The sequence below is a fragment of the Kitasatospora sp. NEAU-CNBT7 genome, assembly GCF_057220535.1.
The window spans coordinates 189,270-211,221 of the sequence record NZ_JBXQQB010000003.1; the positions used below are offsets into that span (position 1 = coordinate 189,270).

General features: G+C 74.9%; 22 protein-coding genes. 13 read left to right on the forward strand and 9 right to left on the reverse strand.

Features of this window, described 5'->3' with window-relative positions; genetic code table 11:
- Window positions 1–103 precede the first annotated feature (103 nt).
- Window positions 104–970, forward strand: a complete 867-nt coding sequence (locus AC2TEW_RS05750; protein ID WP_484622209.1) for a universal stress protein — start codon at window positions 104–106, stop codon at window positions 968–970.
- 105 nt (window positions 971–1,075) lie between these two features.
- Entirely contained in the window at window positions 1,076–1,630 is a 555-nt protein-coding gene (locus AC2TEW_RS05755; RefSeq protein ID WP_484622210.1) for a YrhB domain-containing protein, read from the forward strand.
- Between the two features lie 279 nt (window positions 1,631–1,909).
- Here the strand turns inward: AC2TEW_RS05755 and rph are convergent, their stop codons facing one another.
- Window positions 1,910–4,534, reverse strand: a complete 2,625-nt coding sequence (gene rph / locus AC2TEW_RS05760; protein WP_484622211.1) for a rifamycin-inactivating phosphotransferase — start codon at window positions 4,532–4,534, stop codon at window positions 1,910–1,912.
- Between the two features lie 745 nt (window positions 4,535–5,279).
- Between rph and AC2TEW_RS05765 the strand changes: the two genes are divergently transcribed.
- Genes AC2TEW_RS05765 through AC2TEW_RS05785 form a run of 5 tightly spaced genes read left to right on the forward strand, consistent with a single transcriptional unit; the run spans window position 5,280 to window position 9,442 of the window.
- Window positions 5,280–5,840 (forward strand): RNA polymerase sigma factor, encoded by a 561-nt coding sequence (locus AC2TEW_RS05765; protein ID WP_484622212.1) that lies wholly within the window; start codon window positions 5,280–5,282, stop codon window positions 5,838–5,840.
- Window positions 5,837–6,652, forward strand: coding sequence for a zf-HC2 domain-containing protein (locus AC2TEW_RS05770; protein ID WP_484622213.1), 816 nt, complete (start codon window positions 5,837–5,839; stop codon window positions 6,650–6,652). The genes AC2TEW_RS05765 and AC2TEW_RS05770 overlap by 4 nt, the downstream gene beginning before the upstream one ends.
- A gap of 32 nt (window positions 6,653–6,684) precedes the next feature.
- A complete protein-coding gene (locus AC2TEW_RS05775) occupies window positions 6,685–7,494 on the forward strand; it encodes an ABC transporter ATP-binding protein (RefSeq protein ID WP_484622214.1) in 810 nt (269 codons plus the stop codon).
- Window positions 7,491–8,870 carry a hypothetical protein gene (locus tag AC2TEW_RS05780; protein WP_484622215.1) on the forward strand — a complete coding sequence of 460 codons (1,380 nt, stop codon included), beginning with the start codon at window positions 7,491–7,493 and terminating at the stop codon, window positions 8,868–8,870. Before AC2TEW_RS05775 ends, AC2TEW_RS05780 begins: the two co-directional genes overlap by 4 nt.
- Window positions 8,867–9,442 carry a hypothetical protein gene (locus tag AC2TEW_RS05785; protein ID WP_484622216.1) on the forward strand — a complete coding sequence of 192 codons (576 nt, stop codon included), beginning with the start codon at window positions 8,867–8,869 and terminating at the stop codon, window positions 9,440–9,442. The genes AC2TEW_RS05780 and AC2TEW_RS05785 overlap by 4 nt, the downstream gene beginning before the upstream one ends.
- 114 nt (window positions 9,443–9,556) lie before the next feature.
- On the opposite strand, the gene AC2TEW_RS05790 is transcribed toward AC2TEW_RS05785, so the two are convergent.
- Entirely contained in the window at window positions 9,557–10,234 is a 678-nt protein-coding gene (locus AC2TEW_RS05790) for an NUDIX domain-containing protein (RefSeq protein WP_484622217.1), read from the reverse strand.
- Entirely contained in the window at window positions 10,231–10,614 is a 384-nt protein-coding gene (locus tag AC2TEW_RS05795) for a DUF4406 domain-containing protein (RefSeq protein ID WP_484622218.1), read from the reverse strand. The genes AC2TEW_RS05790 and AC2TEW_RS05795 overlap by 4 nt, the downstream gene beginning before the upstream one ends.
- Before the next feature lie 48 nt (window positions 10,615–10,662).
- Between AC2TEW_RS05795 and AC2TEW_RS05800 the strand changes: the two genes are divergently transcribed.
- Window positions 10,663–11,421 (forward strand): DeoR/GlpR family DNA-binding transcription regulator, encoded by a 759-nt coding sequence (locus tag AC2TEW_RS05800; protein ID WP_484622219.1) that lies wholly within the window; start codon window positions 10,663–10,665, stop codon window positions 11,419–11,421.
- Between the two features lie 192 nt (window positions 11,422–11,613).
- Here AC2TEW_RS05800 and AC2TEW_RS05805 read toward each other — a convergent pair whose 3' ends face one another.
- Window positions 11,614–12,147 carry a MarR family winged helix-turn-helix transcriptional regulator gene (locus AC2TEW_RS05805; protein ID WP_484622220.1) on the reverse strand — a complete coding sequence of 178 codons (534 nt, stop codon included), beginning with the start codon at window positions 12,145–12,147 and terminating at the stop codon, window positions 11,614–11,616.
- 150 nt (window positions 12,148–12,297) lie between these two features.
- Between AC2TEW_RS05805 and AC2TEW_RS05810 the strand changes: the two genes are divergently transcribed.
- Entirely contained in the window at window positions 12,298–14,334 is a 2,037-nt protein-coding gene (locus tag AC2TEW_RS05810) for an MMPL family transporter (protein ID WP_484622221.1), read from the forward strand.
- Between the two features lie 153 nt (window positions 14,335–14,487).
- Window positions 14,488–14,682, forward strand: coding sequence for a hypothetical protein (locus AC2TEW_RS05815; protein WP_484622222.1), 195 nt, complete (start codon window positions 14,488–14,490; stop codon window positions 14,680–14,682).
- A gap of 20 nt (window positions 14,683–14,702) precedes the next feature.
- On the opposite strand, the gene AC2TEW_RS05820 is transcribed toward AC2TEW_RS05815, so the two are convergent.
- A complete protein-coding gene (locus tag AC2TEW_RS05820) occupies window positions 14,703–16,232 on the reverse strand; it encodes a cryptochrome/photolyase family protein (RefSeq protein ID WP_484622223.1) in 1,530 nt (509 codons plus the stop codon).
- Window positions 16,233–16,450: 218 nt separating this feature from the next.
- Between AC2TEW_RS05820 and AC2TEW_RS05825 the strand changes: the two genes are divergently transcribed.
- The 3 genes from AC2TEW_RS05825 to AC2TEW_RS05835 all read left to right on the forward strand — a co-directional run bounded on the left by AC2TEW_RS05825 (window position 16,451) and on the right by AC2TEW_RS05835 (window position 18,826).
- A complete protein-coding gene (locus AC2TEW_RS05825) occupies window positions 16,451–17,128 on the forward strand; it encodes a sigma-70 family RNA polymerase sigma factor (RefSeq protein WP_484622224.1) in 678 nt (225 codons plus the stop codon).
- Window positions 17,125–17,610 carry a DUF427 domain-containing protein gene (locus AC2TEW_RS05830; protein ID WP_484622225.1) on the forward strand — a complete coding sequence of 162 codons (486 nt, stop codon included), beginning with the start codon at window positions 17,125–17,127 and terminating at the stop codon, window positions 17,608–17,610. Before AC2TEW_RS05825 ends, AC2TEW_RS05830 begins: the two co-directional genes overlap by 4 nt.
- A 166-nt stretch (window positions 17,611–17,776) precedes the next feature.
- A complete protein-coding gene (locus tag AC2TEW_RS05835) occupies window positions 17,777–18,826 on the forward strand; it encodes an Acg family FMN-binding oxidoreductase (RefSeq protein WP_484622226.1) in 1,050 nt (349 codons plus the stop codon).
- A 42-nt stretch (window positions 18,827–18,868) separates the two neighbouring features.
- On the opposite strand, the gene AC2TEW_RS05840 is transcribed toward AC2TEW_RS05835, so the two are convergent.
- The 4 genes from AC2TEW_RS05840 to AC2TEW_RS05855 all read right to left on the reverse strand — a co-directional run bounded on the left by AC2TEW_RS05840 (window position 18,869) and on the right by AC2TEW_RS05855 (window position 21,943).
- The gene (locus AC2TEW_RS05840; RefSeq protein ID WP_484622227.1) at window positions 18,869–19,513 is read right to left on the reverse strand and encodes a hypothetical protein; all 645 of its coding nucleotides are present in this window, start codon (window positions 19,511–19,513) and stop codon (window positions 18,869–18,871) included.
- A 34-nt stretch (window positions 19,514–19,547) separates the two neighbouring features.
- Complete coding sequence (locus AC2TEW_RS05845; protein WP_484622228.1) at window positions 19,548–20,435, reverse strand: HAD family hydrolase; 888 nt, start codon at window positions 20,433–20,435, stop codon at window positions 19,548–19,550.
- 118 nt (window positions 20,436–20,553) lie between these two features.
- Window positions 20,554–21,330 (reverse strand): class I SAM-dependent methyltransferase, encoded by a 777-nt coding sequence (locus AC2TEW_RS05850; RefSeq protein WP_484622229.1) that lies wholly within the window; start codon window positions 21,328–21,330, stop codon window positions 20,554–20,556.
- A gap of 121 nt (window positions 21,331–21,451) precedes the next feature.
- A complete protein-coding gene (locus AC2TEW_RS05855; RefSeq protein WP_484622230.1) occupies window positions 21,452–21,943 on the reverse strand; it encodes a universal stress protein in 492 nt (163 codons plus the stop codon).
- Window positions 21,944–21,952 lie beyond the last annotated feature (9 nt).

Consider the following 21,952-nt stretch of genomic DNA (forward strand, 5'->3'; position numbering starts at 1 on the left):
AGGGCAGCGCCGGTACGGCAGCGCCGGTAGGGCAGCGTTCCCGGCGCCGAGGAGTGCTTCAAGGGGCATGCCGGCGATGGGCGAGCCAGCGAAGGAGCGAGTCATGGCATATCCAGTGATCGTCGGGGTCGACGATCCCGAGAGCGCGGGCGCGGCCGTCGACTGGGCCGCGGACGAGGCCCGGTCCCGGGGGATGAGCCTGCGCCTGGTCCACGCCTGGCTGTGGGAGCCCGACCAGGCACCGGAAGCGCTGGACGCCCGCGCGGCACGAGGGGCGGGCGAGGAGGCGCTGCGGCTGGCCGCCGACCGCGTCGCCGCCCGGCACCCGGGCCTCGAGGTCGGCAGCGAGGTCGTGGACGCGAGCCCGCGCGAGGCACTGGTCGCCGTCAGCGCCGAGGCAGGCCTGCTGGTCCTGGGCTCGCGCGGGAGCGGCGGGTTCCAGGGCCTGCTCGTCGGATCCACGAGCCTGCATGTGACCGCCCATGCCGCCTGTCCTGTCGTGGCCGTCCGGGCCGCGGCCGCCGAGGCGTCGGACGGCGTGGTGGTCGGCGTCGAGGGCCGCGATCCGTCGGACGAGATCCTCGACTTCGCCTTCGACAGCGCCCGCCGGCGCGGCCTGCCGCTGCGGGCGATCCACGCCTGGAGCTACCCGATCGTCCTCGGCCCGGGTCACGCGCTCCCGCCCGTGTACGAGTCCGGCCACGTGCTGGCCGAGGAGCAGCGGCTCCTCGCCGAGGTCATGGCCGGCTGGCAGGAGAAGTACCCCGACGTCCCGGTGGAGGAGGACGCCGTACGCGCCGGGCCCGCCAAACACCTGGTGGCCCTGTCGAAGACGCACCAACTGGTCGTGGTCGGCCGCCACCGCACCCCCGAGGGCCCCCTCGGACGGCTGGGATCGGTCAGCCAGGCCGTCGTCCACCACGCCCACTGCCCGGTCGCCGTCGTACCCCCGCCCGGCCCCGGGCAGTAGGAGCAGGAGAAGGCGCCGCCCGGACGGGGGCAGGGTCTTGCCCGCGCAGCTCCGAGCGGTGGGCGGGTCGGAAACCCGGTTGCGCCGTGGTGAAGGATGGATGCCGTGGTCACCAGGGAACACGCGGTGGAGTTGGTCGAGGCACTGCTGCCGCGAGAGCGGCGGGAGTCACCATGGATGGCGCGGGAACCCGAGCGGGTCGTGGCCGGTGTACACGAGCACGCCTTCGGGTGGCTGGTCTCCGTGCAGTCGGTGGAGTACATCCGCAGCCGAGATCCCCAGGACATGCTCATCGGCCAAGGCCCGTATCTGGTCGACCGGGAGGACGGGAGCATCCACCACATCCCGGTCACCACCTTCGTCAGTGGCCGCTGGGAGGAGCTCCACCTCCAGCAGGGCAAGGGTGTCCGGCCGGCGGACGAGCCCGATCCGCTGCTCACGGCTGTCCAGGCACTCGTTCGGTCCGCCGGGACGATGGCCGCGATGCGACACCTGCGGAAGCAGGCACCGCTGCTGGGACCCGACCAGGCGAAGGCGTACGTCACGGCCGTCAAGGACGGGGAGGAGCCCCCGGCGGAACTGGTCCGGCGCATCCCGAAGCCCGAGCGGGAGACCTCGCCGCTGCTGCCCATCAGCACCCTGGCAGGCCCTGCTCGGTAGCAGCTCGGCAGAGGTGACCAGGTGCGCCCAAGGGCTGGTGGAGTCTGAAACGGGCACGTGAATCCCCCGATCGGTGGTCCTGCGAACGGCGACAGACGCTGACGGTCCGCTGACCGGCGCCGCGGATCAAGGGCGCATCGGGGGATCGCCGGTGCACAGGGCGGGGTCGCCGGGTTGCGGGGCGCGTCAGTGGGCGGACCGAGCGGCTGTCGTCCCGTCCGCACAGGGCGGGGGCCGGCACGGCGAACGATCGCCGGGCCGGCCGAGGAGGGAGGGCGGTCAGGGCAGGAGTTCGACGTAGCCGTCGGTTCCGTGGACGCGGATTCGCTGGCCGTCGCGGATCAGGCGGGTGGCGCCGTCCACGCCCACGACGGCGGGGAGGCCGTACTCGCGGGCGATCACCGCGCCGTGGGTCATCAGGCCGCCCACCTCCGTCACCAGGCCCGCGATGGCCACGAACAGCGGTGACCAGCTGGGGTCCGTGTGCGCGGTGACCAGGATGTCGCCCGCTTCGAGGTCGGCCTGCGCCATGTCGAGGATGACGCGGGCCCGCCCCTCCACCGTCCCGGCCGAGACCGGCAGGCCGGCCAGGGCGCCGTCGGGCACGTCCTCGCGCCGGTACGCGCCCGCGACGGCCTCGCCGTCCGAGGTGAGGACCCGGGGCGGGGTGAGCGTCTCGTACGCGCGGAAGTCCTCCTTGCGGCGCTCGATGAGCCGGACGTCCGGCCGGTGGGTGCGGACGAGGTCGTGGAACTCCTGGAAGGTGAGGTGGAAGACGTCCTCCGCGTCGCGCAGCACGCCGGCCCGTACGAGACGCCCGGCCTCCGCCATCAGGGCCTGCTTGTAGACGGAGTAACGGCTGACGATGTTGTACTTCGGGTACTCGCGGTACCCGGCGAAGGCCCGGACCTGGTCGATCATCCGCTTGGTCCGGTCGGCCTTCCGCTCGCCGTCCGGCAGCGCCCGCAGGCGGGTCAGGACATCCCGTTCCTTCTGCTGTGCCTGCTGTCGCCCCTGCTCGAAGTGGCGCTCGGCGGCGCCCGGTCCGAAGAGCCTGACGTTGTCGAGGATCACCGGCAGCAGCGTGCCGGGCCGCTCGTCCCACCGCGGCCTGGTGATGTCGATCTCGCCGACGCAGCGCATGCCGTACCGGTCGAGGTACCCCTCGATGGCGTCGTGCGCCTCGGTGCCACCCGCGAGTTTCGGCAGCCCGTCCAGGAAGTCATCGCCCGTGACACCCCGCAGGTACGCCACCACCTCCGGGTGCGGGCGGATCGCGTCGGCGACGTCCAGCAGCGCCAGGCCCATCTCGGACGTGATGTTGCCGGGCGCGGACAGCGTGAGCGTGTCGGCCGCGCTCTTCTCGCCCAGCCAGTCGAGCAGCGTGTCGTTGAGCCACCAGGTGGCCTCCATCCCCGCCATGATCGCCCGCATGTTCAGCGGGTCGCCGAGGAGGCGCTTGTGCTCCTCGAAGGCGTCCAGCAGGAACTCGAACAGCGCCGGTCCGGTCTTCGTCCGGATGTCGCGGCGCAGGGCGGCGAGGGAGGCCCGGCTGCGTTCGATCAGCTCGGGGACGATGGCCGGGTCGGCCTCGGCCGGGTCGGTCCCGGCCGGGGCGGGCGTGCCGCGGGCGGGCGTCGCGGCGCCACCGGAGGCCGGATCGGGCGCCGGGAGCGAGGGGATGAAGTCGCCGCGGTCGAGGACGGTCTCCAGCGCGTCCCTGACCAGCGGGTCGCCCTTGCCCATGAGGTCCAGGAGGCCGGCGCGGCTCGCGGGCGCGGCCAGGCGCCCGGTGACGTCGACGAACAGCCGCCCGCCGGCCTCGTGCATCGGCACCATGGCTGTCAGTTGCCACATCGAGAGCCCCAGCGGCTTCATGGCGTCGGTCATCATCTGCTGGTGGCCGACCGAGACGTAGAGGCGGTTCTCCGTGTCCCCGGCCTCGGGGACCGGGAACAGCGTGGTGATCGGCCGGCTCTGCACGATCCGGAAGTCGTCGTCGACCAGGCACCACTCGATGTCCTGCGGGCGGCCGAAGCGCGCCTCGATCCGACGCCCGAGCGCCACCAGCCGCAGGACCTGGGCATCCGTCAGCGAGGGCTGCTCCTGCTGCTCCGGGTCGACCGCCACCTCCTGCGTCCCGCCGCCCGGCACGGCGAGGACGGCGCGCTGCTTGGCGGCGACCGTCCTGGCGATCACCTCGCCGTCGCGGACCTTGAAGACGTCCGGGTTCACCAGCCCGGAGACCAGCGCCTCCCCGAGGCCGAAGCCGGCGTCCACGGCGGCGACCTTCCGGTTGCCCGTGACGGGGTCGGCCGTGAACAGGATGCCGGACGCCCGGGGGAGGACCATCCGCTGCACGACCACGGCCATCCGGACCGTGCGGTGGTCGATGCCGGCCCGCTGACGGTAGGTCACGGCCCGCTCGGTGAACAGCGAGGCCCAGCACCGGCTGATGTGCCGGAGGATCCCGGCCGGGCCCACCACGTTCAGATAGGTGTCCTGCTGGCCGGCGAAGGACGCGGTCGGCAGGTCCTCCGCCGTCGCGCTGGACCGGACGGCGTACGCCGCCTGCTCGCCGTGCCGGGCCAGCGCGGCGGTGACCGCGGCGGCGAGACCGTCCGGGACGGCGATCCCCTCGACGGTCCGGCGGATCTCCGCGCCGAGCGCGCGGACCGCCTCCCGGTCGTCCGGGGCCAGGCGCGACAGCCGGTCGAGCTGGTCGACGAACGCCGGGTGCTGCGCCACGACCTGCCCGAAGGCCGTCGTCGTCACACAGAAACCGGGCGGCACGTGGACGCCCTCGATCCCCGACAGCCCGCCCAGGTGCGCGCCCTTGCCGCCGACGACCGCGGTCTGCGTCTCGTCGACCTCCTGGAGGTCCAGCACGTACTGCTCGCTCATCGCGACACCTCCGAACCGGCCGTGTCCCCTCGCAGCGCACCGGCCGGCAGCCGTGCTGCCGCTCCCGCCGCCGGTCCCTCGCTACTGCGTCCCCCGTACGTCGACAACAACACCCGCACGTCGTGTGCCCTCATTTCCGCAGGTAGTGGCCTCGGCCGACGATTCTGCGCCCTGACCGGGGCCTTGCCGCAAGCCCCCGGGTGCGCTATACGTTAGGAGAGGCAAGGAGAGCTGGATCTCCTTGCCTTCGCCATTTTCCGGCCGCGGACACGACTGACGCCGGACGCCTGGGGGCGGCGCGCCGCGCACGGGCGGCCTGTGTCGTGGCCGATGCGGACGCCCCGTCCGCCGAGCGGGCGCGGCCGAGGGCGGGGCCTCGGACCGCGTCTGAGATCTGCCGTGCTGTGGGGGCGACGGGGTTGTCGAGCCTGGGGTGAGTGGTTCCGGGGGATGCCCGCCGGGACCTGACGGGCGAGCAGCGGGCGCTGGTGGAACCGTTGCTGCCGTTGGCGTGGGTGGGTCCGAAGGCCGATCGGTGGGAGAAGCAGCGGGAGAAGCAGCGGGAGCCGCGTCCGCGGTGGCGGCTCGTTGACGTGATTCTCGCCGTGGTGCGGACCGGGTGTGCCCGGCGGGTACCCCGGTCACGCCCGGCTCCGCCGGAGGGGACGCGTCCGCCGCGCCCGGCACTGTGACGGAGGTCACGGATTACGGAGAACCTGGACGGCACCGACGCCGTCTGGCAGGTGTGAGATCACGCAGGAGAGCACTGGACGAGCTGGACGAGGAACGCCTCCTCCGGCTGGTGGCCAGGGGCGACCGCAGGGCGTTCGACGAGTTGTACCGGCGCACGTCGCCATGGCTGGCGGTGCGGTTGCGCCGCCGCTGCGCGGACGAGCAGATCGTCGCCGAGGTCATGCAGGAGACCTTCCTGGCGGTGTGGCGCGCCGCCGGCGCGTTCGCGGGGAGCGCGGCCGGCGGGACGGCCGTCGGGTGGCTGTGGACCATCGCGGCGCGCCGCCTGGTGGACGCCTTCCGGCGTCGTGCCCACCACGCCGACCCGCCGGCCGCAGCCGCCGAGCGGGCCGTGGCACCCGCGGCGGAGGACGAGGCACTGGCCGCCACCGTCGGCGGGGACATCGGCGACGCGCTGCGGCAACTGGCACCGGAACTGCGACAGGTCCTACAGGCCCTGGTGCTCGACGGACTGACGGTACGGGAGACCGCCGTGCTGCTGCACCTGCCCGAAGGCACGGTCAAGACCCGCGCCCGCCGGGCCCGGATCGCAATGCGGGAGGCACTGGCATGAGCGGCGAACACGCCTCGATGCGTCTGATCGACGACTACGCACGCGGTGACACGACGATCGCCGCCGACACCCTGTGGGCCCTGGAGGCCCATCTGGAGACCTGCGCCCCGTGCCGCGGCCGCCTGGCGACGTCCGTGGCCACCGAGGCACCCGACATCGCCGCGCTCGTCGCCACCGTGCGGGCCGGGTTGGAACCGCAGCTGGACGCGGCCGCCCCGGCGACCTCCTGGCGCCGCCGCCCCGGGTGGGTACCGGCCTGGCTGGCCCCGGTCATGGCGCCGTGGCTGGCCATGATCCTCGGCATCACCCTGCTGGCACTGCTGCTGGCCGTGGCCGCGCCGCCGATGCACCTGGGGGGCGCCCAGCTCGTCGTCCTGGTCGCGCCGGTGCTGCCGCTGTGCGCGGTCGCCGCGTCGTGGTCGCGCGCGCTGGACCCGGCGCACGAACTGACCGCCTCCACCGCCCGGGCCGGCCTGCCCCTGCTCCTCCGGCGCGCCACCACCGCCCTGGCCGTGGTGGTGCCGGCGCTCCTCGCGGGCGGCTGGCTCACCGGGGCCATGACGGCCGCCCAGTGGCTGCTGCCCTCCTTGGCGTTCACCTCCACCGCCCTGGCGCTGGGCAGCGTCATCGGGGTGACCCGCGCGGCCGTCGCGCTGGTGACCGCCTGGGTCGTCGTCATCGCGGCACCCGCGTGGTTCGCCGGCCGTCTCCCCGCCGTCCTGCACCCGGACCAGCTCCCGGTCTGGGGTCTGCTCCTCGTGCTCGGCACCGGCGCCGTGATCGCCCGCCGAAACGCCTACTCGACCCTGTGAAACCACCGTCGACCCCCGAAAGGGACCGCCGCATGACACCCGCAACGAGCGCGGCCGACACCGCGCCGAAGACCTACGCCTGGGAAATCCGGGCCACCGGCCTGAAGGTCCGGGCCGGCCGCAAGAAGATGGCCGTCGACGGACTCGACCTCGCCCTCGGCACCGGCGCCCACGGGCTCCTGGGACCCAACGGGGCCGGAAAGACCACCCTGATCCGCTCACTGGCCACCGTGCTGCGCCCCGCCGAAGGGGAACTGGAACTGTGCGGCACCCGCATGAGCGCCCAGGGCGACCTGCGGGCCCTGCGCCGCCGCATCGGCTACCTGCCGCAGGACTTCGGCTACTACAAGCGGTTCACGGTCCGTGAGTTCGTCGAGTACATGGCCTGGTTGAAGGAGGTCCCCAAGGCCGACATCCCCGCAGCCGTCCAACGGGCCGTGGAGCGGGTGGGCCTCGCCGACCGCGCCGACCACCGGATGAAGACGCTGTCCGGCGGCATGGTGCGCCGCGCCGGCATCGCCCAGGCCATCGTCAACGACCCCGTCCTGCTGCTCCTGGACGAACCGACCGCAGGCCTCGACCCCGCACAGCGGCTGCGCTTCCGCGAGCTGCTGCAGGAACTGGGCCGCGACACCTGCGTGGTGGTCTCCACCCACCTGGTCGAGGACGTCGCCGCCGCCTGCAGCGACGTGGTGCTCTTCGCCAACGGCCGACTGGTCTTCCAGGGCACGCCGCAGGACCTGGCCGCCGCGGGCCGCCCCGAACACCCCGGCGACAGCCCGCTGGAGCGCGGCTACTCGGCGCTCCTCCAGGGCTCCGGGCGCCAGGGGGGTGTCTGGTGAACCGGCGTCTGCTCGGTACCGAGCTCAAGCGGTCGGCCGCCCCGTGGCCCGGCCTCGTCGTTCTCGCAGGCAGCCTGGCGATCTTCTTCCTGTTCGACGGAATCTGGTGGCGCGGCACCGCCGGGTGGACGGCCCACTGGACCCCCATGGCCCTGTGGACCCGGTCCTGGCTGCTCTACTGGTGGCCCCTCGCGGCGGGCCTCGGCGCGGTGCACGGGCTGCGCGAGTCCCGCTCGCGGATGACCGAACTGGTGGCGACCACCCCGCGCCCGGCCTGGCGGCGCGCGACGCTGTCGGCCGGCGCGATGGCGCTCCCGCTGGCGGCGGGTTTCGGCCTCCTCACCGCCGTGGGCGCGGTCCGGGTCGCTCTCGGCCCCACCACCTACCTGCCGCTCGGCTGGCTGCCGATCTCGCTGGTGGCGGTGCTGGCGCTGGTCGCCGCCGCCGTGTTCGGCATGGGCATCGCGCGGGCCCTGCCGTCGGTGCTCACCCCGCCGGTCCTGGTGCTGACGCTCCTGATGGCGTGCATGATCCTGCAGCAGAACGCGGAGGAGGGACTGCCGTCGGTGCCCAGCCGGATCGCCCTGCTGTCCCCGGCGACCGCGCAACCGAGGCAGCTGCTGCTGACCCTGTCCGCGTCGGTGGACCTGGGCCAGGCCCTGTGGCTGCTCGGTCTGCTCGCCACCGGACTCGCGCTGCTGTCGGCCGCGGGCAAGCGGGCGCGGCTGCTCGCAGCCGTCCCCGCGCTGGCCGGTGCGGTCCTGGCCCTGCTGGTCCTCCCCGCGGACGCACACGGCACCTACGTCGTCGACAAGGCCGCCGCGGCCATGGTCTGCGACGGCCCGGTGTGCGTGACCCGGGCGAACCGCTCGCACCTGCCCGAACTCGCGGTGCGCGGCAGGGAGGCGCTGCGCCTGATGCGCGACGCCCTGGGCGGGCAGGCCCCGACGGAGATCCGGGAGAACACCGCCTTGCGCGCGCTCGGCGACCCGCGCGAACTCACCGGTGGCGTCGTCCTGGTCGACTTCGACGACCCGCTGATCGCCGGGGCCTCGGGCGACGCACTGACCCGCGTCCTGCTCGCCCAGGGCCTGGTGCCGAACTGCGCACCGCGCACCCCCTGGGAGAGCGGCGGGCTGGCCGACGTCCCGCTCCAGAGCATCGCCGCGAGCTGGGCGCTGGGCGATCACCGGCTCCAGCCGCTGCAGAAGCCCGACACGTACTCGCAGTACCGCTGGGCGGGCGCCGAAGCATCCTGGGCGAAGCTGACGGCCCTGCCGCCGGCCGAGCAGCGCTCGCGGATCGCCGGCGCGCACGCCGCCGCGCTCTCCTGCGAGGACAAGCACGCGGCACTCACCGGGGAGCCGTCCCCATGAGGTGGCTGACGCTGTACGCGCGCTCACGGCAGGTGCCGACCTCGGCGGCCGCGGCCGCACTCGTGGCACTGGCGGTGCTGGCCTTCGCCCACGGCAGCGGCCGGGGCCCGACGGACCTGGGGATCGTGCTCCTGGCCCTCGCCACGAACGTGGCGGCCGCCGCCATCGGACTCGGCGGGCCGGACGACCTGCTGGACAGGACCGCGGCGATCCGGTGGATCCCCCGCCGGGCAGCCCACGTGCTGGTGATCGGGACGGCCGCGGGTGCGGTGCTGCTCGCGGTCCGGGCCGCGGGGCCCGACCTCGCCCCGGCCTCGCTCATCGTCCGCGACAGCGCCGGCCTGGCCGGCCTCGCCGCGCTCGGGGCGGTGCTGTGCGGGGCCCCGTTCGCATGGAGCCTGCCGACCGGCTGGCTCGCGTACTCCCTGCTCGCCCCGGCTCCCGGCGGCACCGCGGGCAAGGTGGTCGGCTGGATGGTCGCGCCTCCGGGCACGGCTGCTTCGACCGCCACCGCGTGGGCCCTGCTGGCGGTCGGCACCGCGCTGTACGCCGTCGCCGGACCGAGGCGGTAGCGGACGGTGGTGCACCCCCGGCGCCGGGCACTCCGGTCGGCGTACCTCACCGCCACCGGTCCGCAGCGCCACCGGCCCGCAGCAGCCTGACCGCCGCCGAGGCGGGCGGTGGCGTCAGCGGTGAGCCGTCGCCGGGGCGAACGGACCGTCGAGTGCGGCCCACTGCAGGAGCATGACGGTCTTGGCGTCGGTGATGCGTCCGTCGCGGGTCATGGCGAGGGCCTCGGCGAAGGGCAGTTCGAGGACCTCGATGTCCTCGCCGTCCTCCTCGAGTCCGCCGCCGGTCCCGGTCCGGTCGGCCGGGGTGTAGGCGGCGGCGAAGAAGTGCAGGCGCTCGGTGACGGAGCCGGGGCTCATGTAGGCGTCCAGGACGTGGGTGAGCGGTCCGAGGGTGACGCCGAGCTCCTCGGCGCTCTCGCGCCGGATCGCGGTCGCGGGGTCGTCCGCGTCGAGCAGTCCCGCGGCGGCCTCGACGACCATGCCGTCGGGGTGGCCGTTGACGTAGACCGGGTAGCGGAACTGACGGGTGAGCAGCACGCAGCCGCGCCCGGTGTCGTACGGCAGCACGACGGCGCCGTTGCCGCGGTCGTAGGTCTCGCGCTGCTGGGTCTCCCAACGTCCGTCGCGGCGCCGGAAGTCGAAGGTGGTGCGGCGCAGGACGTGCCAGCCCCGGGAGGTGAGTTCGACGTCCCGGACCCGGACGGCGGGGTTGCGGTCCAGGTCGCGTCCGGCCCGGTCGAGGCCGGTGCGGCCGCGGTGGTCCGGGACGTCGATCCCGGGGCGGCCGGTCACGCGGTCACCTGCGGGGTGCGGTGGGGGATCTCGGCCGCGTCCTGGTAGACGGGCAGGCCGCGGCGGCGGGCGGTGGCGACGTCCTGGTCGGCGCCGACGGAGGCACCGGGCAGGCGCAGGACGGCGTCGCAGTGGGCGAGCAGGCGGTCGGCGGTCGGGTGGAGGACCTGGTCGGCCAGCGGATCGGTGGGTCCGGCGCCGGCGGAGCGCAGGACGGGCAGGGCGATCCACTCCCCGATCACGGGGACGTGCCCGGCGGCGAAGACGGGCCAGGCGGCGGCCTCGAGCCGGGCCAGGTTGGCGGCCATGGCCTGCGGGTCGCCGCCGGTGCCGGAGCGGTACGGGCCGGCGATCAGGATGAGCATGGGCTTGTCGGTCATACGCGCTACGATACATGCAGAAACGTGCAAGAACAGGAGAGAATACGCATGCTGGCTGCTGAACGGCGCGACCACCTGCTCGGTCTGCTCGCCCGCGAGGGCAAGGTCGTCGCCAAGGACGTCGCCGCCGACCTGGGCATCTCCGAGGACAGCGTGCGGCGCGACCTGCGCGACCTCGCCGCCGAGGGGCTGTGCCAACGGGTGTACGGCGGCGCGCTCCCGGCTTCGCCGGCGGTGGTGGACTACGCCGCCCGGCAGCAGCTGGCCCCGGACGGCAAGCGGAAGGTCGCCGCGGCGGCGGCCGCGCTGGTGCGGCCGGGCGGCACGCTGATCCTGGACGGCGGCACCACGGCCCTCGCCGTCGCCCACGCCCTCCCGCCGGACCTCGCCTGCACGGTGATCACCCACAGTCCGACGATCGCCGTCGCCCTGCTCGAGCATCCGCGGGCGGAGCTCTTCCTCCTCGGGGGCCGGGTCTTCAAGCACTCGGCGGTCGCCTGCGGGGCCGCGGCGGTCGAGGCCGCGCAGAACGTCTCGGCCGACCTCTGCCTGCTCGGCGTCACCGGCGTGCACCCCGAGGCGGGACTGACCACCGCGGACGCGGAGGAGGCGGCGATGAAGCGGGCGCTCGCCGCGCGGGCCGCGGACACCTACATCCTCGCCTCGTCCGAGAAGATCGGTACGGCCTCGCAGTTCCGGGTGCTGCCGTGGGCGAAGGTCGACGGCGTGATCACCGACGCCGACCCCCGCGACCCGGTGATCGGGCAACTCGAGGCACTCGGCGTGGAGATCGTCGCAGCCGGGTGACGGCCGCGGCGGCCGGGCACGTGACGGCGCGTCCGGGCGCGGCCCCGGTCGGCAGGCGGGATCGCCAGGTGCGGTACAGGCCGTCGAACGGCTCCGCGAAGCCGAGTTGTCGCGGAATCAGTGCGTCGTGCTCGCGGCCGTCCCGGCTCCACCGCCGTCCACCCGTGCGCGACGGTGCCGCGACCGGTGTGCTCAGCCCGGCCCGGCGGCCCCCGGGTCGGCGGCCAGGTAGGTGCGGTAGGCGTCGGCCACGTTCAGGAGGTAGCGCCGTGCGGCGGCCCGGTCGTGGTCGTCGAGATCCTCGCCGGCCTGGTGGAGCAGGCGCAGCAGGGGGGCGAGTTCGCCCATCACGTGGTGGAAGCCGTCCGCGGTGACGTCGAGGACCTGGCGGCGCCCGTCGCTGGGGTGCGGCTCGCGGGTGAGGTGGCCCTCGGCGACCAGCCTGTTCACCGACTGGGTGCCGGCCGCGGTGGTGACGCCGAGTCGGCGTGAGAGCGCGGCGGGGCCGATCGGCTCGCCCGCGGCCCTGGCCATGACCACGTGCTCGACCGCTTCGACGTTGGTCAGGGGCATCTCCAGGCGCTCCGCGAGGGTGGCCCGGGCCAGCTGGGTGAGGGTCAGTACCTCACGCAGGGCCTGGGAGAGTTCGTCGCCTGCCGGTGGCGGGGCTGGCCCGTCGGAGGGGCCCGCCGCGCCGCCCGGTCCGGTGGGTGGACGTTGCGCCATACCGGGAATTCTGGCACGGTGACTATCGCTAAGTTACTTAACTACTTGCGAATGAGGCTGCGCCCCGTGTCACGAAGCCCGGCCGGCCCTGCCCGGCTGTCCGCTCCCGCCCGGCCGCCCGTCCCCGCCGGCAGCCCGGGACGGCCCCGCGTGACGGCCTGGATCGTCCTCCTGCTCACCGTCCTCGGCCTCGGCGCCGCGTTCGCCCTCGGGCCCGCCGACGCGACGACCACCCGGGCCACCGGGGCCGCGCTGCCCGCCGGGTCCCAGTCCGCCGAGGTCGCCGAGATCCTCAAGACCCTCCCGACCGGCGCGGCGGCGCCCGCCGTCGTCGTCTACAGCACCACCGACGGCAGCCCGCTCACCGACGCCCAGCGCACCCTGATCACCGAGCGCGCCTCGGCCCTCGGCGCCCTGGGGCTCGCCCCCGAGGCCGCCCGCCCTCGGACCGTCCAGGACAAGGTCGCCACCGTCGCCGTCCTCCTGCGCACCGACGCCCCCGACGACTCGAACACCGCCACGGTCGACCTGATCCGCCGGACCGCCGCCGCCGACCTGCCCGCACCGCTGCGCGCCGAGGTCACCGGCGGCCCCGCGTTCCGCGCCGACATCGCCCAGGTCTTCGCCGGCGCCGACGTCAGCCTGCTGATCGCCACCGCCTCCGTCGTCGCCGTCCTGCTGTTGATCACCTACCGCAGTCCGGTCCTGTGGCTGGTCCCGCTGCTGGTCGTCGGCGCGGCCGACCGCACCGCGGGCCTGCTGGTCGGCGCCCTCGCCCCGCACGCCGGCGTCGTGGTCGACGCCTCCGCCGCCGGCATCCTCTCCGTGCTGGTCTTCGGCGCCGGCACCGACTACGCGCTGCTCCTCGTCTCCCGCTACCGCGACGAACTCCGCCGCACCGACGACCGGTTCACCGCCATGGCCCGGGCCTGGCGCGGCACCGCCCCCGCCGTCGTCGCGAGCGGCACCACCGTCGTCCTCAGCCTGCTCACCCTGCTCGCCGCCCAACTCACCGGCAACCGCGGCCTCGGATTCGCCGGAGCCGTCGGCATCCTCACCGCCATGGTCTTCGGGCTGCTGGTCCTGCCCGCCGCCCTCGTCCTGCCCGGACGCCGGCTCTTCTGGCCCCTGGTTCCCAAGGTCGGCGAGCCGGTCGCCGCGGACCGGCACGGAGTCTGGGCGCGCATCGGCCAGGCCGTCGCCGGACACCCCGCCTGTACGGCGGCCGCCGGCAGCGCGGTCCTCGTCCTGCTCGCCTCCGGGGCGCTCGGCCTGCACACCGGCCTTGCGCAGTCCGACTCCTTCCGCAGGACCCCGGAGGCGGTCCTCGGGCAGCGGACCCTCGCCGCGGTCCAACCCGCCGGGTCCGCCGCCCCGCTCACCCTCACGGCCACCCGCGGCGCGGCGGGCCAGGTCCTCGACGCCGCCCGCCGGGTGCCCGGCGTCGCCTCCGTCACCGAGGGCCCGGCCACCGACCGGTACGCCACCGCCCAGGCCGTCCTGGTCGCGGCCCCCGGCACCGCCGAGTCGGACCGCACCATCGAGCAGCTGCGCACGGATCTCGGACGGATCCCCGGAGCCGACGCCCTGGTCGGCGGCCCGAGCGCGGAGGCCTACGACACGGCCCGGGCCAACGCCCGTGACACCCGGGTCGTCGTCCCGCTGGTCCTGGCCATCGTGCTGGCCGTCCTGGTCCTCCTGCTGCGCGCGCTGGTCGCCCCGGTGCTGCTCGTCGCGACCGTCATCGCCTCCTACTTCGCCGCCCTCGGGGCGAGTTGGCTGCTGTTCCGCGCCGTGTACCACTTCCCGGCCCTGGACACGAACGTCCCGCTGCTGTCGTTCCTGTTCCTCGTCGCGCTGGGCGTGGACTACAACATCTTCCTGATCGCCCGCACCCGCGAGGACACCTTGGCCGGGCACGACACCCGCCGCGCCGTGCTGCGCGCCCTGGCCTCCACCGGCGGCGTCATCACCAGCGCCGGCGTCCTGCTCGCCGCCGTCTTCGCGGTCCTCGGCGTCCTCCCGCTGATCACGCTCACCCAGATCGGGGTCATCGTCGGCATCGGGGTCCTGCTGGACACCCTGCTGGTGCGGACCGTCCTCGTCCCCGCGCTGGTCCTCCTCACCGGCCGGCGCTTCTGGTGGCCCGGCCGCCCCGAGGGCCGGGTGGCGGCCCGGCCCCGGTAGCGGCTGCGTGGCGAGGGCAGCGGCGCTGCCGGGGCCCGCAGGTCGGTGCGGGGAAGCGGTGCGGGGAATCGATGCAGGATGGTTGCGGGTGGTCCGGGCCCGGTGGTCCCGGACGCTGGAGGTGAGGAGCCCCGTCGACGCGGAGGTGGCCGGATGTCCGACAGCACGCTGACTCCCGAGGACGTTGCACTGGTCCACGAGTACGTGGAAGTGCCGCCGGGCGTCGCGATCGACCCGATGGACGTGCAGCGGGCCCGCCTGGCCCGGTCCGTCGGCGGCCGGTTCCGCAAGGTGGCCCACGGCCTGTACGAGATCATCACCCACGCCCCCGGCGACCCGGTCGGGTAGCCCCCCGCCGGGCCGGACGGTCACGGCGGGGCCTGGCCGCGGGCGCGTTCGGCGGCCAGGAGTTCGGGGAGCCCGTCCAGGCGGCGCAGGCCCGCGACCGCGCGGGAGGTGCGGTGGTTGGCGGCGAGCAGGTCGCGGTGGCGGTCCACGAACGCCCAGTAGCCGGTGGTGAAGGGGCAGGCGTACCGGCCGAGCCGGTCGGTGGGCCGGTAGCGGCACGGGCCGCAGTGGTCGCTCATGCGGTGCAGGTACGCGCCGCCGGCGGTGTAGGGCTTGGTGGTGATCAGCCCGCCGTCGGCGTACTGGGACATGCCGATGACGTTGGCGGCCATCACCCAGTCGTAGCCGTCGACGAAGCAGCGGTGGAACCAGTCGGTGAGCTCGCGCGGGTCCCAGCCGTGCTGCAGCGCCCAGTTGCCGAGGATCATCAGGCGCGGGATGTGGTGGACCCAGCCGCGGTCGCGGACCTCGGCCAGGGTGCGGGCCAGGCAGCGGGCGGTGACCGCCTCCGCGTTGAGCTCCCGGAACCAGGCGGGCAACGGCTCGTGGTGGCCCAGCCGGTTGGCGTCGCGGTACTCGGCGCCCAGGTGCCAGTACAGCTGCCAGACGTACTCGCGCCAGCCCGCGACCTGCCGCACGAACCCCTCCGCGCTGTTGAGCGGGACCGCCCCCTCGCGGTACGCGGCCTCGGCGGCGCGCACGCACTCACCCGGGTCGAGCAGCCCGAGGTTGAGCGGGACGGACAGGGCGCTGTGGGCCATCCACGGATCGGCGCCCAGCACGGCGTCCTCGTAGCGGCCGAAGTCGGCGAGGCGGTGGGCGACGAAATGGCCGAGCGCCTGCTCGGCCTCGGACCGGGTCGCGGCGAAACGGCGCGGGCCGTCCCGGCCGACGAACGCCACCTCCCCGGCCCGCTCCCACCGGTCCAGATCGGCCCGCACCCCGTCGTCGATCTCGTCCTCCCGAGGCTCGAACGGCGGCGGCACCGGCAGGGTGGCCGCACCCCTCGGCGGCGGCTCGCGGTTGTCCCGGTCGAGGTTCCACCGGCCTCCGACCGGGGTGCCGTCGGGCTCCAGCAGCAACCCCTCGGCGCGGCGCACCCGGTGGTAGAAGTCCTCGAGCAGCAGACGCCGTTCGCCCGGAACCCCGGCCCACCTGCGGAAGTCGGCGAACGGCACCAGGAACCCCCGGGGCGCCACCACCGTGACCTGCGGCAGGCCCTCCACCAGGCGCAGCGCCGCCCGCGAGGTCGGATGGCAGACCGTGACCCGCCGCCGTCCGGCCGCCGCGGCCAGGCCCTCGCGGTAGGTGTCGGCCTGCACGTAGCGCACCCGGTCCCCGAGAGCGGCCGCGGCGTGGCGCATCGCGGACAGCACCAGGTGGGCCTTGGCCCGGTGGAAGCGCCGCCGGCGCAGCACCGACCGGGCCTCGATCATCACCACGGGCGCGCCGGGGTCCGGGCCGTCGCCGCCCGGACCGTCCGCGGCAGGGGTGAGGAAGTGCGGTCCGAGCTGGTCGCCGAAGACCCAGTGCGGGCGCGGGCCGGTCATTCCGGGCCCCGGTGCGGGGGTTCGCCGGGCAGATCCATGGTCAGGCTCCCTTGCTCGCGGACCGGCGGGCAGGACGTGGCCCGGGTGCCAGCCTCGGCCCCGGGAGCGGGATCCGACAGTCGCAGCGGTACCGCACCGCTTCCGTGAGCCGACCCGGCCGACCGCCGCACAAACGGTGCAACTGGGCCGATCAGGTCGGACCGTTGCACCGTGGCGTCGTGACCACGCCGACGCAGACCCGCGCAGCCGCACCCCCCGCCGAACGGCCGGGGCCGGTACCGGAGCCGGTGCCGGGCGGCGAGCTGCGCCGGCTGCTGGCACGCTCGGGCGGCGGCGACGAGGCGGCCTTCGAGCTGCTGTACCGCGCCATCGCCGGACCGGTGTACGGCGTCGCGCTGCGCGTGCTGCGCAGCCGGGCCCACGCCGAGGAGGTCGCCCAGGAGGTGCTGCTCGAGGTGTGGCGCACCGCCGCGACCTACCGCCCCGAGCACGGATCGGTGCTGGCCTGGGTGCTGACCATCGCCCACCACCGCGCCGTCGACCGGGTACGCTCCGCCCGGGCGGCCGCCGACCGCGAGCGGCGCAGCGCCCTGCGCGAGCCGCCGGCGGGCGGCCGGAGCGACCCCGCGGACGAGCAGGTGGTCCGCTCGCTGGACGGCGCGGAGGTGAGGTCCGCCCTCGCGGGCCTGAGCCGGGTGCAGCGCGAGGCGGTGGTGCTGGCGTACTACGGCGGGTACTCGCAGCGGGAGATCGCGCGGCTGCTCGACGTGCCGCTGGGTACCGTCAAGTCCCGGATCCGGGGCGGCCTGACGCGGCTCAGGACCGCGTTCGGGCTCGACCCCGACCGGCCGGGCACGGTGGACGTGTCCTCGTACCGATGGGGAGGGACCCGATGACGGACGCCGGTCGAGCCGTGGAGTCGGTGTGGGACTACCCGCGCCCGCCGGAGGTCAGGTCCGCCGCCGGCCGGCTGGTCGAGGTGTGGTTCGGCGGCCTGCTGGTCGCGTCCACCAGGTCCGCGGTGCGGGTGCTCGAGACCAGCCATCCGCCGGTGTACTACCTGCCGCCCGGCGACGTCGCCACCGAACTGCTCACCCCGGCCGAGGGGGCGAGCTTCTGCGAGTGGAAGGGACGCGCCCGGTACTGGGACCTGGCGGCGGGCCCCCGCCGTGCCGGGCAGGCGGCGTGGAGCTACCCGCAGCCGCTGCCCGCGTACCGGGAGCTGCGCGACCTGCTGGCGTTCTACCCGGGACGGGTGGACCGCTGCACGGTGGACGGCGAGGCGGTGCGCGCCCAGGACGGCGACTTCTACGGAGGGTGGATCACCGCGGAGATCACCGGCCCGTACAAGGGCGGCCCGGGCACCTTGGGCTGGTGACCCCCGGACCGGCCCGGCCTGACCCGTCCGACGGAGGTCCCCGCAGGTCGGGCCCTTGGGCCCTGGCCCTGGCCCGGCCGGCGGCGGAGGCTCAGGAGTACCGAATCCGGGTGAACGCCGCCGCCGCGCGGCCACCGGTGAGGCAACCGGTAAGGAGAGGATCAGCATGTCCAATCCCGCCCTCACCCAGGCCGATCTGCGCCTGCTCGTCTCCGCCGCGGGCGCCGCCCCGTCGCTGCACAACAGCCAGCCCTGGCAGTTCCGGCCGACCGCCGACGGAACCGGGATCGCCGTGTACGCGGACCGCCGCCGGGCCGTACCGCTCGCCGATCCGGACGGCGCCGCGCTGCACGTCTCCGTCGGAGCCGCCGTGTTCAACCTCCGGGTGGCCGCCGCGGCCCGCCTCGGGCGGACGGCCCGCGTACGGATGCTGCCGGACCCGGCCGAACCCGACCTGCTGGCCGTCGTCACCCTGGCCGCCGTGCCTGCCGGGCGCGCTGTCGTACCGTCAGCCGTAGCGGACGACCGCGCCGAGCCGGCCGGGCTCGCCCGGCTCGATGCCGCGATCACCCTCCGCCACTCCAGCCGCGAACCGTTCGCCAACCGGGACGTGCCGGAGTCCGTCCTCGGTGAACTGGCCGCCGCCGCCGCGGCGGAGGGCGTGGAGTTCGCCCCGCTCGAGGAGGCCGCGGTGCGCCGGGTGCTCGAGCTGACCGACGAGGCCGAGCACCGGCTCACCGCCGACCCCGGCCGGCTGGCCGAGACCAGGGGCTGGCTGCGCGCAGGGTCCGGGGCCGCCGACGGCATCCCGCTGTCCGCCCTGGGACCGCAGGACCACGACGCGCGCATCCCGATGCGGGAGTTCGCCGGCCCGCCGCCGTACCGGCCCGGCGAGGCCCCGCCCACCCGCCGCTTCGAGGCACTGCCCCAGCTGTGCACCCTCACCACCCGCGCGGACACCCCGCCCGACTGGCTGCGCAGCGGCCAGGCCCTGGAGCACGTCTGGCTGCTCGCCACCCTGCACGGCGTACGGCTGACCGTCCTGCACCAGGCCGTCGAATGGGCCGGGACCAGGTGGGCGCTGCGTGACCCGGCGGAAGGCCCCGGCCACGTCCACGCGGTGCTCCGCCTCGGCTACGGGCCGCCCGGTGCCGCCACCCCGCGCCGCCCGGTGGAGGAGATCCTGGTGCCACGTCCGCCGGCCCCGGTCGTCTGACCCCGCCGCCCGGGCGGGGCCGGTCGGTTCGGGGTGGGCGGGTCAGTTCGGGGTGGGCCAGCTCCGCAGCAGCCGGCGGGCGGCTCCGCTGTCCCCGAGCTGGTGGACGGCGACGGCGGCCGGGTGGACCGTGAAAGCGTCGAACGGTTCGGCCTCGATTTCCGCGAGGTCGGCCAGGGTGGCGAAGCCGACGGTGATGTGCGCGGTGTACCGGCCGGGCCCGATCTGGGCGGGGACGTACCCGTCGACCCAGTCGAGGGTGGACCGGCTGATGCCCCCGCCCGGGTCGGTGACGAAGGCGGCGGCGGTGCCGCCGGACCCGGTGAACGGGGAGACCGCGGCCAGCAGCGCGGCCTGGAGGTCGAGGACCTGCGGACCGGGTTCCAGCAGGATGACCGCCAGGCCCTGGCCGGGCACGCCCCAGTCTGCGTGCCGGATGCCGACCGCCCGGTAGGAGAGCGCACCGGTGTCGGTCGCGGCCAGGGTCCGGTGGACGGCCTCGTACACGTCGTCCAGCTCGGCGGTCCGGACGTAGCGCTGCAGGGTGGTGATGTGCGGCCGGTGGGAGGCGTCGAGCGCGAAGCCGTCGGGGACGCTGCCGCGCATCCGGGTGTTCCAGGCGTGGGCGTGCCGCACCGTCGCCTCGTCCGGGTCGACGAGCACGTCCACGGCGGTCAGGTCGCTCATCGGGTCCTCCTGGTCCGATCTCAGAACTCCGATCTCAGAACAGTGTGGTCCAGTCGTCCTTCATGCTCACCACGGTCCAGCCGAGCTGTTCGGCCGTGGCGAGCGACGCCTCGGCGCCCTTGGTGTAGGCGTACTCGCGCCGGTCGTCGTCGTGCCGGACGAGCAGGGCGAACGCGGCGCTGCGGAGCATCTCGATGTCGACGTCGGCGTTGCCCCCCGCGAAGGCGGGCAGCCGGCCGGTGTGGGCGAAGATGTGCTCGGGTTTGCCCGGGCCCAGGTCCAGGCCGCCCAGCAGCTCGGGGGAGCGGACGATCCGGCCGTCGGTGTAGGTGTAGGCGGCGGCCGAACCGATGACGTTCTCCCTGGGGATCCCCCAGGTCTCCTCGGCGAACACCCGCATGAAGTCGCGGCCGCCGCCCGAGCAGACGAACACCCGGAACCCGGCTCCCCGCAGCAGGTCGAACAGCTCCAGCATCGGCCGGTAGACCAGCTCCACGTACGGCACGCCGAACCGCGGGTCCCGCACCGTCCTGGTCCACTCCCGTACCCGCGCGTCGAACTCCTCGGGCGTGGTGCCCGCCCAGGACCGGGCGAACGCCTCCAGCAGGCTCGCCACCGCCTCCGGCTCCTGCGTGGCCAGGCCCTCGAAGAACCCCTGGTCCCGCTCCACGAGCGCCTTGTACGGCTGCCGTTGCGCGAGTGCGGGGTCGGCCTCCACCTCCTGCTCCCAGGCGCGGAACACGAAGTCGAACTGCGGCGGCAGCGGCTGCTCGACCCACAGCGTGCCGTCGTTGTCGAAGGTGGCGATCCGGTCGGCCGGCTCGACGAACGAAGCCCCCGGCGTCGTCGCCCCGCGGAGGTGGTCCAGCACCGCCCGCCTGGCCGGACCCTCGCGCCAGCTCGCCAGCACCTGCTCGGTCACGGGACCCTCCTCGGATCGGCGGTCACGTCGTCGCGGGAACGGGGACTCACGGGCGTCCCTCAGCCCATGGTCGCCCCGCACCGCGCCGCCCGCCGCCCGGGCCGCGGCCCGCGGGCGGTCAGGCGCCGCTCGCGCAGACCACCCCGAAGAGTCCCTCGCCGTCGGCGGAGGGGCACACCAGCGAGGTGATGCCGGTGGCGGCCCCGGTCCAGCGGGCGAAGCCCTGGTGGGTGCTGATGTCGTCGATCAGCATCACACCGCCGGGCGCCAGGATCCGGCCGATCCGGTCCATCTCGAACCGGGTGTTGCGCGCCGTGTGCAGGCTGTCGTGGACGAAGACGTCGACCCGGCCCAACTGCCGTCCCAGCCGCGGCAGGCGTCGCCGGCTGGACCCTTCGATGTACGACCAGGACCGTCGCTGGCGGGTGGGGACGGCCGCGCCCGTCTCCGGGCGGAGGCCGGGACGGAAGGGGTGCGGCAGGTCGATGCTCCACAGGTGGCCGCGGCCGTTCTGCTCCAGCGCCTCCAGGACGTACCGGCTGATCACACCGCGGGCGACCCCCGTCTCCACGACGACCTCGGCGTGCCGGTGCAGCACCACGCACCGCACGGCCCGCGCGAGCGACTCGTCCGCGTCGCTGTAGCCGCCGTACGTGTGCCGCCCGAAGGCGAGCCCCCGGTCGTGCAGTTCCCGCTCGACGGACCCCCACAGTTCGGCCGCGTGCGGCGCCTCCGGGCACGGCCACGGGGCGCCGAGCAGGTTGTGCAGGTGCTCCTCCCACGCGGTGTCGACGTCGTACGCCACCGGGTGCTCGAGGTGCCGGCTCAGCTCCTCCGGCAGGTAGAGGAGGGTCTCCACGGGGTCCGCGGACAGGGCGCGGGCGAAACGCCTCATTCGGTCCGCGCCGCCCGGAGACTCCAAACGGCCCATGCCTCCACCGTAATGCTCCCGGCGGTGTTCTCCATTCCAGCAGGTCAGCGGGTGGCCGGGTGGGGGGAGGCCGCGGTATCGGCGCTCAGGACGCGGCGACGTGGTCCGCCGGGACGACCACGACCGGCAGCCGGGCGTGGTGGACGACCTCGGTGCTGGTGGAGCCGAGGGTCAGCCGTCCCCAGGCGCCCGATCCCCGGGAGCCGACCACCAGCAGAGCGGCGTCCTCGCTCGCGTCGAGGAGGACCTGCGCCGGGCGGCCGGGACTGCAGACGATCTCCACCTCCACGGACGGCCCGCCGAGCTGCCGCTGCAGGTCCTCGACGGAGTCGGCGACGGCCTGCGCGACGAGATCGCTCTGCTGCGGGACGGGACCGCTGCCCGGCCCGGCGGCGGCCGTCCACTCGAAACCGGAGTGCTGGGTGGGGGCGTACTCGTACGCGCACACGGCCCGCAGCCGGGTACCGCGCAGGCGGGCCTCGCGGAGCGCGAAGGCGACGGCCTGCGTGGCGGGGGCCGAACCGTCCGTGCCGACCACGATCGGGCCGGCCGGGTGGGGGACAGGAGCATCGGTCACGGAAGGCCT